Origin of the sequence: Salipiger sp. HF18, from assembly GCF_011806505.1 — a bacterium.
GTDB classification, from domain to species: domain Bacteria; phylum Pseudomonadota; class Alphaproteobacteria; order Rhodobacterales; family Rhodobacteraceae; genus Salipiger; species Salipiger thiooxidans.
This window is the reverse complement of record NZ_JAATOS010000059.1, coordinates 1-15,934: the sequence shown is the minus strand read 5'-3', so window position 1 is coordinate 15,934 and position 15,934 is coordinate 1. Positions and strand designations below refer to the sequence as shown.

Sequence of the window (15,934 nt, the reverse complement as noted above, 5' to 3'; positions counted from 1 at the left end):
GGACTTGCCGCGCCCGACCCCGCCCCAGAGGTAGAGCCCCTTGGGCGGCTCCGGCGCCTTGGGCTTGCGGAACAGTCCGGTGCGCTTGGCGGGCGGCTCGTTGGCGAGCACCTCGCGGATGCGTTCGAACTCGGGCAGCGCCTCTTCCTGCGCGGGGTCGCGCTGGATGCGCCCTTCGGCGACGCGTTCGTCGTAAAGGTCCATGAGCGTGGTCATGAAACGCGCATAGCCCGAGCCGCGCGGAATGTGTAGAGGGCTTCGCGTCCGCGGCGCGTTCCGCGTGACGCCGCGCGGTCGGTCCCCTCAAGCGCTTGCGGGGCCTCTCGAAAGCACCGCGACGGCGCCGGACGCGGGCGTCGAGCCATCAGCGGAAGTGATTGTATCGGTAACATTATTGCGATTGACCCCTGCGGATCGGCGGGTATGGGTTTTTGTAAAGGAGCTTTGCCCATGCAGTCCACGCCGCGTCTGTTCACGCCCGTTCTGATCGTCGGATGCCTCATCATCCTCGTGTCCTTCGCCGTCCGCGCGAGCTTCGGCGTGTTCCAGATCCCGATCGCCGAGGAGTTCGGCTGGCCGCGGGCGGAGTTCTCGCTCGCCATCGCCATCCAGAACCTGTTCTGGGGCATCGGGCAGCCGATCTTCGGCGCGGTGGCCGAGCGCATCGGCGACCGCAAGGCGATCATCGTCGGCGCGATCGTCTACGCGGTCGGGCTGGTGCTGTCGGCCGGCGCGAACTCGCCGCTGGCGATGCAGAGCTACGAGGTGCTGGTGGGCTTCGGCATTGCGGGCACCGGCTTCGGGGTGATCCTCGCCGTGGTGGGCCGCGCCTCGTCGGACGAGAACCGCTCGATGTCGCTTGCCATCACCACCGCCGCCGGCAGCGCCGGGCAGGTGGTCGGCGCGCCGCTGGCGGAATACATGCTGGGCCTCTACACGTGGCAGACGGTCTTCATGATCTTCGCCGCACTGGTGCTGGCGATCCTCGCGCTGCTGCCGATGATGCGTGCGCCCGTGGCGCCGAAGTCCGAGCTCGAGGAGAGCATGGGCGCGATCCTCAAGCGCGCGGGGAGCGACCCGTCCTTCGCGATGATCTTCATCGGCTTCTTCTCCTGCGGCTACCAGTTGGCCTTCATCACCGCCCACTTCCCCGCCTTCGTCGAAGAGCTCTGCGGCCCGATCCAGCCCGGCGGGATGCTGCATTCCATCGGCATCACCACGACCTCGGCGCTCGGCGCATGGGCCATCGCGGTGATCGGGGTGTGCAACATCGGGGGCACGCTGATCGCAGGCTGGGCGGGCAAGCGCTGGCAGCGCAAGTACCTGCTGGCGCTGATCTACACCGGCAGGACCATCGCCTCGGCGGCCTTCATCATGCTGCCGATTACGCCGCTTTCGGTGATCGTGTTCTCGGCGGTGATGGGCTCGCTCTGGCTCGCCACGGGGCCGCTGACCTCGGGGCTCGTCGCGCATCTCTACGGGCTCCGCTACATGGGGACGCTCTACGGCATCGTCTTCTTCTCGCACCAGCTCGGCGGCTTTCTGGGCGTCTGGCTCGGCGGGCGGATGTACGACGCCTACGGCGACTACACGCTGGTGTGGTGGATCGGCGTGGGTGTGGGCGCGCTGTCGGCGATCATCCATCTGCCGGTGAAGGAAAGCCGCGCACCGGTGCCCGTCACCGCCTGAGCCGCGAAACGCGCCCGGCCTTCAGGTCGGGCGGCGCGCCATGCGGGAGGTCAGCTGGTCAGAAAGGTGTGGGCTCAGCGCCCGGTCCAGCAGGCGTGGATGTAGCGGCTGGTCATCAGGTCGAGATGCGCACCGCCGCCGTTCTTGAAGAGCGTGATCTCGTCGTCGCTGCCGCGCGTCATCGTCTCGGGCATGTAATAGTCCGCCAGCACGTCCTCGCGCGCGATGGCACCGGTCTCGAGCGGGATCTTCAGTTCGCCGATATGGCCGAGCGTGGTGTCGTAGCTGTCGACGAAGACCCGCGCCCGCTGCAGCGCGGTGTCGTCGGCCTCGCGCATGTCGGGCCGGTAGGCGCCGATCAGGTCGAGGTGCTGGCCCGGCTTCAACCACTCACCGCGGATCACCGGGCTGGTGGACATGGTGGCACAGGTCACGATGTCGGCCTTCGCCACGGCCTGCTCGAGATCCGCCGCGACCTCGATCCCGAGTTCCTCTGCCATGGCCTCGGCCTTGGCGATGGTGCGGTTCCAGACCGAGAACCGGGCACCGGGGAACCCGGCGCTGTAGGCCTCGTAAAGCGAATGGCCGACGTGGCCGGCGCCGACGATGAGGATCTCGCGGCTGTCGGGACGCGCCAGCGTCAGCGCCCCCAGCAGGCTGTCGCCCGCGGTCTTCCACTTGGTGACGAGATGGAAATCCACCACCGCCTCGAGCAGCCCTTGCGCGTCGTCGTAAAGCGACACGCCGCCGTTCACCATGCCGACGCCCTGCGCGGGGTTGCCGGGAAAGATCGTCGCGGATTTCACCGCGAGCCCCAGCCCGTCGATCCACGCGGCGCGGTTCAGCAGCGTGTCGTCGCGCCGGTAGAGGAAGTTGTCCGCGATCTCGGCCTTGGGCAGCCTGTGGCCGTCCCGGAAGGCGCGGGTGAGCCCCAGCCAGTCCATCTTTGCCTCGGCCTCGAAGGGGATGAATGCTGGCGTGGTCATGCGAGATCGTCTTTCTTCAGCAGGCCGTGCGAGACGAGGCACTCTGCCCAGCCCTCGGGCCCTTCGAACAGGTGGGTCTGCCAGCCGCGCGCGGCGGCGGTGGCGATGTTGTCGGCGCGGTCGTCGGCAAAGAGCAGCGCCCCGGGGGCGAGGCCGCAATCGGCTTCGACCATGGCGTAGATCTCGGGGGAGGGCTTCACCGCCCTCATCGCGCCTGAGATATAGCGCCGGTCGAACTCGGCCAGGAACGGATAGCGCGCCTCGGCCAGCGCCAGGGTGCCCTCGCCGATGTTGCTCAGCGCAAAGACCTGCACACCGGCGGCGCGCAGAGCCCGCAGGGCGCGGACCGAGCCGGGGATCTCGGGTGAGGCCAGCTCGACCCAGCGGTCGTGCCAGTGGCGGATGGGCTCGGCCCAGTCCGGGTGGGCGTCGGCGGTGCCGTAGACCACCTCGCGGAAATCCTCGCCCGCGTCGATGCGCTCGTTCATGCCGTGCAGGTCGATGGCGTGGAACATCGCGCGGCGGCGGTCCTCGCCCAGAAGCGCGTCGTAGTAGATCTCGGGCTGCCACCGGATCAGCACGTTGCCGATGTCGAAGACCACCGCCTCGATGCCCATGACCTACCCCTTCGCCTGCCGCATTTCCCGCTCGAGCGCGTCGAGGAAACGGGAGCGGTCGGCCTTTGTAAACCCCTTGCCGCTCCCGCCCTGGTTCAGCGGGTTGGCGGCGCGCAGGTCTGCCATGAGGTCGCGCATGGCAAGCTGCTGGCCGATGTTCTCGGGCGTGAAGCGCTCGCCGTTGTGGCGCAGCACGCGGGCGCCCGCCGCGACGCATTTCGCCGCGAGGGGAATGTCGCCGGTCACCACCACGTCGCCGGGTCCGGCGCGGTCGGCGATCCACATGTCGGCCACGTCCGGGCCGTCGGGCACGATCACCGTCTCGACCAGCGGATTGGCCGAGGGGCGCAGCCCGCCGTTCGACACCACGAACAACCTGACGCCGTGGCGGGTGGCGACCCGCTCGGCCTCGGCCTTCACCGGGCAGGCATCGGCATCGATGTAGAGCGCCGTCATGAGGTCACCATCGCAATTACAAGGCTGACTGTCACGATGCTGGCGGCGGTCGAGAGCAGGATCGCGGCCGAGACCCGCTGCGGCGCGATGCCGTAGTGCTGCGCCAGCATGAAGACGTTGCCCGCCACCGGCAGCGCCGCGGTCGAGACCGCGACCGTGGCCTGGAACGGCGTGGTCGGGAAGAACAGGTAGACGCCGGCGGCCACGAAGAGCGGGTGCAGCACCAGCTTGGCAAAGCTGAGCCAGCCCGAGACCGCCAGCCGCTCGGCGGATTTCGACGCCAGCGAGGCGCCGATGGCAAAGAGCGCGCAGGGCGTGGCGGCGTTGCCGAGGATGCTCAGGAACTCCTCCGCCGGGCCGGGCAGGGGCAGCTTCAGCGCCGAGACCAGCAGGCCCAGAGAGATCGAGACGATCATCGGGTTCTTCACCAGCCCGATGGCCACCTGCCGGAAAATCCGGAACGAGATCCGCCCCTCGCGCGCGGCGGTCACGAGGATCACCAGCAGCGAGGCGAAAACGATGAGATCGATGGTCAGCATCAGGATGATCGGCGCCACCGCGGCCTGTCCCAGCAGCAGGGTCAGCATGGGCACGCCGAGAAAGCCCGTGTTGCCGATGCAGGCGGTCTGCGCCTCGATGGCGGCGGTCTGCATGTCCTGCCGGCGCAGGAAGGCCACGCCGGTGACCAGCACGTAGACCGCCATGGTGCCCCAGAGATAGGCCGAGGCGAGGCGGGCGTCGAAGATCTGCGAGATGGACAGCGTCGCGGCGAAGCGGAAGAGCATCGCCGAGAGCGCGAAGTAGAAGACGAACTTGGTCAGCGCCGCCGTGGCCTCTTCCGAGAAGAACCGGGTCCGTCCGGCACCGTACCCCAGCCCGATGAGGGCAAAGAACGGAAGGGTCTTCAGGAAGATGGCGAGCATGTCACCCTGTCAGCTGGTTGCCCGGGCGAACGGCCCTGCGTAGCGATGGGCTCAGGCCTTGCCTTCGAAATCGCGGTGCACGAAGCGGGCGTCGCAATAGGGGCATTCCACGACACCGGTCTCCAGCGGGATCGAGAGCCAGACCCGCGGGTGGCCCAGCGCGCCTTCGCCGCCGTCGCAGGCGATGCGGTGGCTGTCGACGATCCTGGTCTCCGGGGCTTCCGTGGTCATGGCTGCGGTTTCCTTTTGGTGACACCTGCACTACCTGCGTTATGAGCGAAGAAAAAGACAGGAGCAAGGCTCGGCATGACTGGTGACGCGATCCGGATCGAGGGGCTGCGCAAGACCTATGCAGGCGGCAAGGAAGCCCTCAAGGGCATCGATCTGGCGATCCCCACGGGGTCGATCTTCGGCCTGCTCGGACCCAATGGCGCTGGCAAGTCGACGCTGATCAACATCCTCGCCGGCCTGGTGCTGAAGACCTCGGGTCACGTCACCATCTGGGGCTGGGACCAGGACCGCAACCCGCGCCAGTCGCGCGCGTCCATCGGGGTGATGCCGCAGGAGCTGAACCTCGATCCGTTCTTCAGCCCGCGCGACGCGCTCGAGGTGCAGGCCGGGCTCTACGGCGTGCCGAAGAACCGCCGCCGCAGCGACGAGATCCTCGAGATGGTGGGGCTGACCGACAAGGCCGATGCCTATGCCCGCACCCTGTCGGGGGGCATGCGCCGCCGCCTGCTGCTGGGCAAGGCGCTGGTGCACCACCCGCACATCCTCGTGCTCGACGAACCCACCGCCGGCGTCGACATCGAATTGCGGCAGATGCTCTGGTCCAATGTCCGCAAGCTCAACCGCGAGCGCGGCATGACCATCATCCTGACCACACACTACCTCGAGGAAGCCGAGGAGATGTGCGACGAGATCGCCATCATCAACCAGGGCGCCGTGGTGGCACGCGACAGCACCCGCAACCTGCTGGGCCAGCTCGATGCCAAGACCATGGTCATCGAGCCGGTCTCGGCACCGGAGACGCTCCCGCAGGGGCCCGGCATCACCATCGAGCGCCGCGACGGCGGGCTCATCGCGCTCAGCTACCACGCCTCGCAGACCACGGCCGAGGATGTGCTTGAACTGTCTTCCTCGAACTCACCCGAAGCCGTCCCGCCGCCTGAGACCTCGCAAGGGGGCGCTGCCCCCTCTGGGCCTGCGGCCCATTCACCCCCGGAGTTTAGCGGGCAAGATGAAGCAGCAGGGCCGCGCCCGGTCTTCATCTTGCCGGATAAACTCCGGCCGGAGGCAGGCCGTCCCTGCATCACCGGCGCGGATCCCGTTCAGTGCGTCACCAATCCAACGGGTTCCGAGCCGACGCCCCGGAGGGCGGCGGCGAGACGGGATGTGCGGCCGGAAGGCCGCACCGTCAGGTCAAGGCGCAGAGGTTCAGGCCGGGGTCAGCATCCGGCCGAGGTTGCGGCCGCCGAGGATGTGCACGTGCAGGTGCGGCACCTCCTGGACGCCGTTGTGCCCGGCGTTCGAGATCATCCGGAAGCCCTCGGCCTCGACGCCCTTCATCTCGCAGACCTTAGCGATGGCGCGGGTGTAGTCGAGGATCTCCTCGTCCGAGGCGTTGGCGGCGAAATCGTCGTAGTTGACGTATTTCCCGCGCGGGATCACCAGCACGTGGATCGGCGCCTGCGGGCGGATGTCGTTGAAGGCGAGGCTGTGCTCGGTCTCGAGCACGGTGTCGTTGGGGATCTCTCCGCGCAGGATCTTCGCGAAGATGTTCTCGTCATCGTAGCTGTAGGCCATGGTCTTCCTCAATCGGCGAACAAGTTGTCGGTTCTGGCCAGCTCCAGCGCCGTGTCCTCGGTCACCCCGAGGAAGGCGGCGATAGGCCGGGCGTTCTGGGCCGGGTTGTCGATCTCGCGCATCAGCAGGTGGTTCTCGAACTGCGCGTCCCGGATCCGGTCGCTTTCGTGCACCATGTCGTTGCGGATCGCCGGCAGCAAGCAGTTCAGCGTCTCGCGCGGCGTGTGGTCGCCCGCCAGCCCCACCCGCATGGCATGGCCGGTGAGATATGCGTCCGAGTACCGGCACTCGATCTCGAGCAGCCGCGACACCGAGCGGTCGCGGCAGAAATCCTCGAGCAGGTCGAGGTTCGACGGGTCGAGACAGACGACCAGCCGCTCGCTTTCGTAGTAGTCGAAGAGCATCCGCATCAGCGCCCGGCGGTGACGGTGGCGCTTGGCGACCGTGGACTGGATGCCGCCGAGATCGGGCAGGGCGCAGCTCTCGTCGTTGAAGAGGTACTCGATGCAGGGGATGTCGGTCACCTGCCGCATCCGCTGCACCAGCCGCCGCGCCACCTGCCACTTCCTGCACACCACGATCAGCAGTTCGCGATCGCGGCCGAGCGAGCTTTCCGTCTCCCAGAAGCGCGGCGCGAAGCGGCGGCCGATGCGGCCCTTCTCGGTCAGGAAGCGGTAGAGCGAGCGGCCCTCGTCGGAGATCCGGAACCGCGCCCCGTCCGAGGCGTAGAGCACCCCCAGCCGGCGCTTCAGCTCGCGCGCCTCGGGGCTGATCTTGCGGGCGAAGAGCAAGTCCTGGCTCAGCAGCAGGTCGTAGTGGTCGTTGTGGAACACCACCGGCATGCCGTAGTCGGTGAACATCAGGAAGGTGAGGGTGCGGCTTTCGATCTCCTGCGCGGGGACGAGGTGGCGGACGAGGGTCTGGAAGAAGGTTTCGTCCGGGATCCACGTGCCGCGGAAGAAGCGCATCACGTCCCGGCGCTGGCGGCAGAAGTCGAGGATCCACGCGACGGTGCGCCGGCGCAGGCACCACCATTGCGAGCCGATCATCACCTCGATGTCGCGCGGGATCTCGCGGGTGAGCCCAAGCCGCTTCTGCAGCTCGAACATGGCGTAGAAGCGTTTCTTCTGGGTGCGCTCGTTGAACCAGTGGCGGTAGACCAGCCGTTCTTCCTTCCAGCCGGTCTTGATCCAGTCGGATTTGAAGTAGTCGAAGCTCTCGATGTAATCGACCTCGCGCCGGTCGAGCAGGTCATGGGCGTATCGCGCCGACTTGATCGCCATGCAGTCGCCCGAGAGCATGTAGAAATGCGTGGCGCGGGGGAAGGCGTCGGTGGCGGCCCCGAGCGCGTTCAGCGTCGCCTGAACGAGGCTCCACGCCCCCCAGCCGCATTTCACCCGGCGCTTCGGGAAGGTCACGTTGGGATTGTCGGCAAGCGCCGCGCGGATCCGGTCGTAATCGGCTTTCGGCGCACGCGCGTCGAAATGGATCGACATGTAGTCGCCCACGGCGGTCAGGCTCTGCGCCTGCTTGATGATGGCGTCAGGGTCCTTGTGACACAGCAGGATGAAGGCAATCTTCGCCATTCGGGAAACGGTCTGCCCCAATTTTGCCTGTTTGATTATGTTGATAGAGGTGGACGGGCGTTGAAGAAACCGGGTTGTTCTGCTTTTTTCAGGGGCCAGCGCCCGGGGCAGAGCCACCGGGCGGACCGGAGGCAGAGGGCGTATGGGGTTTCCTGGGACCTGGATGACCGAGAGCGAAAGCATGGTGTATCGGGTCGTCCCGAAATGCGCCTGCTCGACCATCGGCCAGATCATGTACTACTCGGATCACGGGGCGTTCTTCGACGGCGATATCCACGACGCCGGAACCGGCCTGCACAAATGGGCGCGCGAGGACAGCCAGGGGCCGATCCGGGCCAACGTGAAGACCCGAAGCGCCTATGCCTTCACCTGCGTGCGCAACCCCTACACGAGGATCCTGTCCAGCTTCTTCGACAAAATCTGCGGCATTCAGCGCAACGGGCGGCGCTACCGGGGCAACCTCGTGCCGCTTCTGATCCGGAAATACGGCATCGAGGTGGGGGGCGATGACGGCAAGGACGATTTCGACCAGATCCGCAGCTTCCGCCGCTTCCTGCTCTTCGTGCGCGACACCATCCGCTGGCGTCGCCCGATGGAGCCCGACATCCACTGGTCGGCGATCTCGGGCCATGTCTCGACCTTCATCGTGAACGGCGGGCGCTACGACCGGATCTTCTGGACCGAGAGGTTCGAGGAGGGCATGCAGGGTGTGCTCGACCGGGTCGAGACGCGGCACAGGGTCGACCTCGCGTCGATCCCGCGCTTCAACGAGTCCGAGGGCCACGGGCCGAAGCGCGCGCATCCGGTCGAGGACTATTTCGACGACCTGTCGATGCATCTGGTCTACGAGATCTACAAACGCGACTTCGAGCTCTTCCGCTACGATTTCGAGAACCCGGCGAACAAGATGCCCACGGGCGAGATCGACCTCGACGAGGTGCACGCCAAGCTCGGCGACTGATGTCCCGCGTCAGTCCCGGTGGGCGAGCCCGAGATAGCCGAGGATCGCCGGCAGCAGCCGGCGCTCGATCTGCGCGAGGTCGGTCTCGCCTGCGAACAGCGCCGCGTGCACCATGCCGCGGCTCATGGCGGTGAGGTCGCGGGCCACGACCTCGGGCGTCGGCAGCGCGTGCTCGGCCAGCAGCCCGATCAGCCCCGCGTGGACCTTGTCGGTGATCGCCGCGACCTCGTCGTCGAGTGGCAGGTCCTCCTCGATGCGCTCGAGTTCCCGCGACAGTTCCGGCGCGCGGGCGTGGTGGCGGATTGAGGCAGAGAGGATGATCTGCGCCGCCTCGCGCAGGCTCTTGCCCCGTGCCGCGACCAGCGCCCCGGTCAGGTCGTCGAGAAGCTGCGCCTTGATCCGGCGCACCAGCTCGGCCGCGATCGCCTCCTTGCCGGGGAAATACTGGTAGAGCGTGCCGACGCTCACCCCCGCGCGCCCGGCCACCGCGTTGGTGTTGAGTCCGGCCATCCCCTCACGTTCGAGAATCTGAGCCGCGGCCGTCAGAACCGCCTCGTAGGACGCGCGCGAGCGGCTCTGGCGCGGTGTTTTTCTTGGGGAAAGCGGGGCGGCGTGGGACATCGGCGGAATGCGAGTATGAAAGCTGAGCCTTTGCTCACATTCTTGACCGAAAGAGCCTGCGGGACAAGGAGATTGACGATGGATCGCTACTGGAACGGACGCAAGGTGCTGCTGACCGGCGCGACCCGCGGCATCGGGCGCGAGATGGCGCGGCAGCTGACCGCGATGGGAGCAGAGGTGCTGGCGGTGGCGCGCAACCCTGCCGCGCTCGACGAGCTGCTGCGGCGGGGCGATTGCGTGGACGTGCTCGAGGCCGACCTCGCCGACGCCGAGATCCCGCGCGGCGTGGTCAACTGGGTGCGCGATGCCCACCCTGATTGCTCGGTGGTGATCAACAACGCCGCAGTGATGCGCTACCCGGTGCTGACCGACGGGACGCAGCACGGCGAGGGCGTGGCCGAGGAGGTGCAGGTCAACCTCGTGGCGCCGATGCTGATCGCGGTGGGGCTGCTGCCGGTGCTGGGCGCGCAGGCGGGCGCCCGGGTCGTCAACGTGACCTCGGGCCTCGCGGTGGCGCCCAAGGCCGACGCGCCGGTCTATTGCGCCACCAAGGCCGCGATGCGCAGCTTCACCCGGTCGCTGCGCTACCAGGTTGAGGACGCGGGGCTTGGCGTCGGCCTGTCCGAGGCGCTGCTGCCGGTGGTGGACACCACGCTGTCGCGCGGTGCGCCGGAGCGCAAGATGTCGCCCGCGGATGCGGCGACCGCCATCCTCGAGGGCGTGGCGCGGGGCCGGCGCGAGATCTGGATCGGCAAGGCGCGGCTCCTGCGCCGCCTGATGTGGCTGTCGCCGGCGCTTGGTCACGGCATCATGCGCCGCATGCAGGCCTGACGGTCAGTCCGCGTCGGGCAGCGCGTCGGATTCGATCACCGGGAAGAACTGCCCCGAGGACCAGACGCCGAACCAGCTTTGCCCGTCCTGCTCGTGGTGCTCGCCGAGGTCCACCAGCCGGTAGAAGCTCTTGCGGTCGATCAGCGCCTCGAGGTTGCGGCGGATCAGCACGTAGGGCGCGGGCTCGCCGGTTTCGGGGTCGCGGGTGACCCGGATCGGGTGGTCGGCGCCAGCCGCCGCCTCGTCGCCCACGTGGGTGCGGAAGGTCAGCACCTGCGCTTCGCCCTCGCCCGCCACCTCGAAATCGGTGGCGAGGAAGGGCGCGTCGTCGACCTGGATGCCGACCTTCTCGACCGGCGTCACGAGGAAATATTCGTCGCCGTCGCGCCGCAGGATCGACGAAAACAGCTTCACCAGTTCGAACCGCCCGATCGGCGAGCCGAGGTAGAACCACGTGCCGTCGCGGGCGATCCGCATGTCGATATCGCCGCAGAACGGCGGGTTCCACTTCTCCACCGGCGGCAATCCACGCGATTTTATGGCGCGCGCTGAGGCAGCGAGGCCGTCTGCAGAGGGTGTAACGGAATTTTGTGTGTTCATTGGTTTTGTCATTCGCGAGCCCCGAGATAGACTTGAATCGTAAACAAGTGATTGCAAGGAGTCAGCCCATGGCCGAAGACCTGGTTGCCGAGATCGAGGCCCTCGAAGAGCGGCTGGCCGAAGCGAAGCGCGCGATCAACAGCCGCTTCATCGGGCAGGAGCGGGTGGTCGAGCTGACTCTCTCCGCGCTGCTGTGCGGCGGCCACGCGCTGCTGATCGGCCTTCCCGGGCTTGGCAAGACCCGGCTGGTCGAGACCCTGTCGACGGTGATGGGGCTGAACGGCAACCGCATCCAGTTCACCCCCGACCTGATGCCCGCCGACATCCTCGGTTCCGAGGTGCTCGAGACCGGCACAGACGGCAGCCGGGCGTTCAAGTTCATCCATGGTCCCATCTTCTGCCAGCTCCTCATGGCCGACGAGATCAACCGCGCCTCGCCCCGGACCCAGTCGGCGCTGCTGCAGGCGATGCAGGAAAAGGCGGTGACGGTTGCCGGCGAAACGCGCCAGCTCGAGCTTCCGTTCCACGTGCTCGCCACCCAGAACCCCATCGAACAGGAGGGCACCTACCCGCTGCCCGAGGCCCAGCTCGACCGCTTCCTCGTCCAGATCGACGTGGCCTATCCCGACCGCAAGACCGAGAAGGACATCCTGATCGCCACCACCGGGACTGAAGAGGCCCAGGCCCATCAGGTCTTCGATCCCGCGACGCTGATGGCGGCCCAGACCCTGCTGCGGCGGATGCCCGTGGGCGACGCGGTGGTCGAGATGATTCTCGACCTCGTGCGCGCCTTCCGCCCCTCCGAGCCCACCGCGCCCGAGCGCGTGCGCGAGACCGTGGCCTGGGGGCCCGGCCCGCGTGCCGCGCAGGCGCTGATGATGACGGTGCGCGCCCGTGCACTGCTCGAGGGCCGGCTGGCGCCGTCGCCCGCGGACGTCATCAACATGGCCCGCCCGGTGCTGGTGCACCGCATGGCGCTGACCTTCTCGGCACGCGCGCGGGGCGAGGACCTCGGTGCGCTTATCGACGATGTCGCCGCCGGGCTGTCGTCCTCCGAGGCCGCCGCTTGAGCGACCGCATCACCCTTCTTCGCCGCGATGCGCAGGAGGAGGCGTCCCGCTTCCCCGCGCTGCTGGCCCGCGCCGAGCATCTCGCGGGCACGGTGCTTCTTGGCGACCACGGACGCCGCCGCTCGGGCGTGGGCGACGACTTCTGGCAGTATCGCCCGCTGCGCGCCGGTGACAGCGTGCGCAGCATCGACTGGCGGCGCTCGGCCCGCGGTGACGACCAGTACGTGCGCGAGCGCGAGTGGCAGATCGCGCAGAGCGTGCTGCTCTGGGTCGATACCGGCGCCTCGATGCGGTTCTCCTCGGGCAAGGACCTGCCATCCAAGGGCGACCGTGCCCGGCTCGTCGCGCTTGCCGCGGCGGTGCTGCTGATCCGGGGTGGCGAGCGGGTGGGCTTCACCGGCTGGTCGCTGCCGCCGCGGGGCGGCGACGTCCAGATCCTGCGGCTGGCCGAGGCGCTCGCCACCGACGGGGCCGAGGATTACTCCGAGCCCGAGGCGCGCGGCATGATCCCGCACGCGCGGGCCGTGTTCGTCTCGGATTTCCTCGGCAATCTCGACCCGGTCGAGGCGGCGCTGACCAAGGCCGCCGACCGTGGCGTGCGCGGCGTGCTGGTGCAGGTTCTGGACCCGACGGAAGAGACTTTCCCCTTCAAGGGGCGTACCATCTTCGAAAGCGTCGGCGGCAGCGTCAGCCACGAGACTCTCAAGGCGGGCGACCTGCGCACCCGCTACCTTGAGCGGCTGGCAGAGCGCAAGGCGCGGCTGGCCCATTTGTCCCGGTTAACGGGTTGGCAATATCTGTGTCACCACACCAGTGACAGCGCTCAGAACGCGCTGCTCTGGCTCTACCGCGCGATGGATGGAGGCCACGGATGACGATTCTCGGGCCGCTCGGCTTTACCGCGCCCTGGTTGCTGCTGGGGCTGCTGGCGCTTCCGATCCTCTGGGTGATCCTGCGCGCCGTGCCGCCGGCTCCGATCCGGCGCATGTTCCCCGGGGTGGTGCTGCTGCTCGGCCTCAAGGACGAGGAGCAGGTGACCGACCGCACGCCGTGGTGGCTGCTGCTGATGCGGATGCTCGCCGTTGCCGCGGTGATCATCGGCCTCGCCGGACCAGTGCTGAACCCGCAGGACGACAGTGGCGAGCAGGCCGGCGCGGGCCCGCTGCTGGTGGTGATGGATGCCAGCTGGTCGAGCGCGTCCGACTGGACCGCCCGGCTCGAGGCGCTGGACGCGCTGCTCACCCGGGCCGAGCGTGAGACCCGGCCGGTGGCGCTGATGCGGCTCACCAATCCCGAGGCGCCGCAGTTCCAGGCGGCAGGCGTGCTGCGCAGCCGCCTGACCGGCATCCTGCCCGAGCCGTGGCAGCCCGACGATGCCCGCGTTACCCGCGCGCTCGAACTGCTGCCGGACCAGGATTTCGACACCTACTGGATGTCCGACGGGCTCGCCCGCGACAGCCGCAAGCCGCTGCTGGAGACGCTCGAGAGGCACGGGCGGGTCACCGTCTTCGAAAGCCCGCGCGCCCATTACGCGCTGACCCCGCCACGCTTCGAGGACGGCCACGTGCTGCTCACCCTGCGCCGCCTGCGCCCCGGCCCCGAGACCGAGGTCTCGCTCGCCGGGCACGGGCTTGACCCGGCGGGCAACCCCGCCGTGCTGCTGCGCAACCCGGTGATCTTCGAGCAATCCGCCACCGAGGCCGAGCTCGAGCTCAACCTGCCCGCCGAGCTGCGGGCGCGGATCACCCGTTTCGAGATCGAGGGCGCACGCAGCGCCGGCGCCGTGTCGCTGCCCGATGACAGCCTGCGCCGCCGCGAGGTCGCGCTGATCGCGGGCAACGAGAACCGCGAGGGGCTCGAGCTGCTGTCGCCGCTGCACTTCCTGAACAAGGCGCTGGTGCCCACCGCCGACCTGCTCGACGGCACGCTGGAAGAGGTGCTGCCCGCCAATCCCGACGTGATCGTGCTGGCCGACGTGGCGACCCTGTCGCCGGGCGAGCAGTCCGGAATCACCGAGTGGCTCGAGAACGGCGGCACGCTGCTGCGCTTCGCCGGGCCGCGCCTTGCCGCCAGCGACGTGAGCCGCAGCGAAGAGGACCCGCTGATGCCGGTGCGTCTGCGCGCCGGCGGGCGCTCGGTCGGCGGTGCCATGAGCTGGGGCGAGCCCAAGTCGCTTGCCGCCTTCGCCGAGGACAGCCCCTTCTACGGGCTCGAGATCCCCGAGGACGTGACGATCAGCAGCCAGGTCATGGCACAGCCCGACCCGACGCTGGCGTCGCGGGTGATCGCGCAGCTGACCGACGGCACTCCGCTGGTGACCCGCAAGAGCGTTGGGCAGGGGCAGGTGGTGCTGTTCCACGTGACCGCCAACGCCGAATGGTCGTCGCTGCCGCTGTCGGGCCTCTTCGTGCGCATGCTCGAACGGCTGGCGGTGTCCTCGATGCCGGCCTCGCCCGATCCTGCCGATCTCGTCGGCACGGTCTGGCAGCCGCTGCGTGTGCTCGACGCCTTCGGGCGCATCGGCGACGCGGGCAACCTGCCGGGCGTCGCGGGCGAGGCGCTCCTGGACGCCCCGCTCGGCCCCGAGCTGCAGCCCGGCCTCTACCAGGGTGAGGACCGCAGCCTCGCGCGCAACGTGGTGACGGCCGACGCCGTCCTGCAACCGGCCGTCTGGCCCGAGCGGATCTCGGTCGAGGGGCTGTCACGGGCGCAGGAAACGCCGCTTGCCGGCTGGCTTCTGGCCACCGCCATCGCGCTTCTGCTGGCCGACGTCATCGCCTCGCTGGGGCTCTCGGGACGGCTGGGCGGCGGGCGTGCCGGATCGGCCGCCGCCGCGGTCCTCGCCGCCGCGCTGATGCTGCCGGGCATGGCCCGGGCGCAGGACGACCCGCCCACGGGCGATGACGCTGCTGCGATCCTCGCCGCCTCCGAGGTGACGCTCGCGCATGTGTTGACCGGCGACCGGCAGCTCGACGACATGGCGCAGGCGGGCCTGCGCGGCCTGTCCGAAATCCTGTTCTTCCGTACCTCGGTGGAACCGGCCGAGCCCATGGGTGTCGACCTCGAGCGCGACGAGCTGGCCTTTTTCCCGATGCTCTACTGGCCGGTGACGCCGAGCCAGCCGGCGCCCTCGGAAGCCGCCTACGTCAAGCTCAACGAGTACCTGCGCTCGGGCGGCATGATCCTCTTCGACACCCGCGACGCGGACGTGGCGGGCTTCGGCGCCGCCTCGCCCGAGGGCCGCAAGCTGCAACAGCTTGCCGCGCCGCTCGACATCCCGCCGCTGGAGCAGGTGCCGCAGGACCACGTGCTTACCCGCACCTTCTACCTGCTGCAGGATTTTCCCGGCCGCTACACCAGCCGAGACGTCTGGGTCGAGGCCGCGCCGCCGGATGCCGAGCTGATCGAGGGCATGCCCTTCCGCAACCTCAATGACAACGTCACCCCGGTGGTGATCGGCGGCAACGACTGGGCCGCCGCCTGGGCCATGGATGAGCGCGGCAACCCGCTGGTGCGCATCGGCTCGGGCTTCTCGGGCGAGCGCCAGCGCGAGATCGCCTACCGCTTCGGGGTCAACCTCGTGATGCATGTGCTCACTGGCAACTACAAGTCGGACCAGGTGCACGTGCCCGCGCTACTCGACAGGCTTGGCCAATGACCGGACAGATCGTCTTCGACCCGCTGCTGCCCTGGCCCGCGATCTGGGCGCTGGGCGCCGTCGCGCTGGCGGGCGCCGCGCTGGCGCTCTGGCGCGGGCTGCGCGGCTGGCCGCTGCGCTTCTTCGCGGG

General features: G+C 68.6%; 16 protein-coding genes and 1 pseudogene. 7 read left to right on the top strand and 10 right to left on the bottom strand.

The window, feature by feature from the left end:
- A partial coding sequence (gene zapE / locus HC022_RS08215; protein ID WP_167452096.1) for an AFG1/ZapE family ATPase occupies positions 1-216 on the bottom strand: 216 nt, incomplete at its 3' end.
- A 234-nt stretch (positions 217-450) separates the two neighbouring features.
- On the opposite strand from zapE, the gene HC022_RS08210 reads away from it, so the two are divergent.
- Complete coding sequence (locus HC022_RS08210; RefSeq protein WP_167452095.1) at positions 451-1,689, top strand: MFS transporter; 1,239 nt, start codon at positions 451-453, stop codon at positions 1,687-1,689.
- A gap of 74 nt (positions 1,690-1,763) precedes the next feature.
- Here HC022_RS08210 and HC022_RS08205 read toward each other — a convergent pair whose 3' ends face one another.
- From HC022_RS08205 to HC022_RS08185, 5 genes are read right to left on the bottom strand one after another with little or no spacing between them, the layout of a single operon-like run.
- On the bottom strand, positions 1,764-2,675 hold the full coding sequence (locus tag HC022_RS08205; RefSeq protein ID WP_167452094.1) for an ornithine cyclodeaminase family protein: 912 nt from the start codon (positions 2,673-2,675) through the stop codon (positions 1,764-1,766).
- Positions 2,672-3,292, bottom strand: a complete 621-nt coding sequence (locus tag HC022_RS08200) for an HAD family phosphatase (RefSeq protein WP_089957939.1) — start codon at positions 3,290-3,292, stop codon at positions 2,672-2,674. The genes HC022_RS08205 and HC022_RS08200 overlap by 4 nt, the downstream gene beginning before the upstream one ends.
- A gap of 3 nt (positions 3,293-3,295) precedes the next feature.
- Positions 3,296-3,748, bottom strand: a complete 453-nt coding sequence (locus HC022_RS08195) for a YaiI/YqxD family protein (protein ID WP_167452093.1) — start codon at positions 3,746-3,748, stop codon at positions 3,296-3,298.
- Positions 3,745-4,671 (bottom strand): AEC family transporter, encoded by a 927-nt coding sequence (locus HC022_RS08190; protein WP_008886810.1) that lies wholly within the window; start codon positions 4,669-4,671, stop codon positions 3,745-3,747. Before HC022_RS08190 ends, HC022_RS08195 begins: the two co-directional genes overlap by 4 nt.
- Positions 4,672-4,722: 51 nt before the next feature.
- Entirely contained in the window at positions 4,723-4,902 is a 180-nt protein-coding gene (locus HC022_RS08185) for a zinc-finger domain-containing protein (protein WP_008886695.1), read from the bottom strand.
- Positions 4,903-4,977: 75 nt separating this feature from the next.
- Here HC022_RS08185 and HC022_RS08180 point away from each other — a divergent pair.
- Positions 4,978-5,802 (top strand): annotated as a pseudogene (locus HC022_RS08180) (ABC transporter ATP-binding protein); the annotation flags it as partial.
- 306 nt (positions 5,803-6,108) lie between these two features.
- On the opposite strand, the gene HC022_RS08175 reads toward HC022_RS08180, so the two are convergent.
- Both HC022_RS08175 and HC022_RS08170 read right to left on the bottom strand, forming a co-directional pair.
- Complete coding sequence (locus HC022_RS08175; RefSeq protein ID WP_167452092.1) at positions 6,109-6,477, bottom strand: histidine triad nucleotide-binding protein; 369 nt, start codon at positions 6,475-6,477, stop codon at positions 6,109-6,111.
- Positions 6,478-6,485: 8 nt separating this feature from the next.
- Complete coding sequence (locus HC022_RS08170) at positions 6,486-8,063, bottom strand: DUF5928 domain-containing protein (RefSeq protein ID WP_167452091.1); 1,578 nt, start codon at positions 8,061-8,063, stop codon at positions 6,486-6,488.
- A 142-nt stretch (positions 8,064-8,205) separates the two neighbouring features.
- On the opposite strand from HC022_RS08170, the gene HC022_RS08165 reads away from it, so the two are divergent.
- On the top strand, positions 8,206-9,024 hold the full coding sequence (locus HC022_RS08165; protein WP_167452090.1) for a sulfotransferase family protein: 819 nt from the start codon (positions 8,206-8,208) through the stop codon (positions 9,022-9,024).
- 9 nt (positions 9,025-9,033) lie between these two features.
- Here HC022_RS08165 and HC022_RS08160 read toward each other — a convergent pair whose 3' ends face one another.
- Positions 9,034-9,645 (bottom strand): TetR/AcrR family transcriptional regulator, encoded by a 612-nt coding sequence (locus HC022_RS08160; RefSeq protein ID WP_303049057.1) that lies wholly within the window; start codon positions 9,643-9,645, stop codon positions 9,034-9,036.
- A 78-nt stretch (positions 9,646-9,723) separates the two neighbouring features.
- Here HC022_RS08160 and HC022_RS08155 point away from each other — a divergent pair, with 78 nt between their 5' ends.
- Positions 9,724-10,476, top strand: a complete 753-nt coding sequence (locus HC022_RS08155) for an SDR family oxidoreductase (protein ID WP_167452088.1) — start codon at positions 9,724-9,726, stop codon at positions 10,474-10,476.
- 3 nt (positions 10,477-10,479) lie between these two features.
- On the opposite strand, the gene HC022_RS08150 is transcribed toward HC022_RS08155, so the two are convergent.
- Complete coding sequence (locus tag HC022_RS08150) at positions 10,480-11,076, bottom strand: DUF1285 domain-containing protein (protein ID WP_167452087.1); 597 nt, start codon at positions 11,074-11,076, stop codon at positions 10,480-10,482.
- 68 nt (positions 11,077-11,144) lie between these two features.
- Here HC022_RS08150 and HC022_RS08145 point away from each other — a divergent pair, with 68 nt between their 5' ends.
- The 3 genes from HC022_RS08145 to HC022_RS08135 are packed head-to-tail and all read left to right on the top strand — an operon-like array spanning position 11,145 to position 15,804.
- Entirely contained in the window at positions 11,145-12,146 is a 1,002-nt protein-coding gene (locus tag HC022_RS08145; RefSeq protein WP_008887035.1) for a MoxR family ATPase, read from the top strand.
- The gene (locus HC022_RS08140; protein ID WP_008887226.1) at positions 12,143-13,021 is read left to right on the top strand and encodes a DUF58 domain-containing protein; all 879 of its coding nucleotides are present in this window, start codon (positions 12,143-12,145) and stop codon (positions 13,019-13,021) included. Before HC022_RS08145 ends, HC022_RS08140 begins: the two co-directional genes overlap by 4 nt.
- Complete coding sequence (locus HC022_RS08135) at positions 13,018-15,804, top strand: DUF4159 domain-containing protein (RefSeq protein WP_167452086.1); 2,787 nt, start codon at positions 13,018-13,020, stop codon at positions 15,802-15,804. Before HC022_RS08140 ends, HC022_RS08135 begins: the two co-directional genes overlap by 4 nt.
- The last annotated feature ends 130 nt before the right edge of the window (positions 15,805-15,934 follow it).

Coding starts and splice junctions, on each gene's coding strand:
- HC022_RS08195 (WP_167452093.1), bottom strand. CDS start 3,748: ATGACGGCGCTCTACATCGATGCCGATGCCTGCCCGGTGAAGGCCGAG.
- HC022_RS08200 (WP_089957939.1), bottom strand. CDS start 3,292: ATGGGCATCGAGGCGGTGGTCTTCGACATCGGCAACGTGCTGATCCGG.
- HC022_RS08205 (WP_167452094.1), bottom strand. CDS start 2,675: ATGACCACGCCAGCATTCATCCCCTTCGAGGCCGAGGCAAAGATGGAC.
- HC022_RS08135 (WP_167452086.1), top strand. CDS start 13,018: ATGACGATTCTCGGGCCGCTCGGCTTTACCGCGCCCTGGTTGCTGCTG.
- HC022_RS08170 (WP_167452091.1), bottom strand. CDS start 8,063: ATGGCGAAGATTGCCTTCATCCTGCTGTGTCACAAGGACCCTGACGCC.
- HC022_RS08150 (WP_167452087.1), bottom strand. CDS start 11,076: ATGAACACACAAAATTCCGTTACACCCTCTGCAGACGGCCTCGCTGCC.
- HC022_RS08185 (WP_008886695.1), bottom strand. CDS start 4,902: ATGACCACGGAAGCCCCGGAGACCAGGATCGTCGACAGCCACCGCATC.
- HC022_RS08190 (WP_008886810.1), bottom strand. CDS start 4,671: ATGCTCGCCATCTTCCTGAAGACCCTTCCGTTCTTTGCCCTCATCGGG.
- HC022_RS08160 (WP_303049057.1), bottom strand. CDS start 9,645: ATGTCCCACGCCGCCCCGCTTTCCCCAAGAAAAACACCGCGCCAGAGC.
- HC022_RS08155 (WP_167452088.1), top strand. CDS start 9,724: ATGGATCGCTACTGGAACGGACGCAAGGTGCTGCTGACCGGCGCGACC.
- HC022_RS08210 (WP_167452095.1), top strand. CDS start 451: ATGCAGTCCACGCCGCGTCTGTTCACGCCCGTTCTGATCGTCGGATGC.
- HC022_RS08165 (WP_167452090.1), top strand. CDS start 8,206: ATGGGGTTTCCTGGGACCTGGATGACCGAGAGCGAAAGCATGGTGTAT.
- HC022_RS08175 (WP_167452092.1), bottom strand. CDS start 6,477: ATGGCCTACAGCTACGATGACGAGAACATCTTCGCGAAGATCCTGCGC.
- HC022_RS08145 (WP_008887035.1), top strand. CDS start 11,145: ATGGCCGAAGACCTGGTTGCCGAGATCGAGGCCCTCGAAGAGCGGCTG.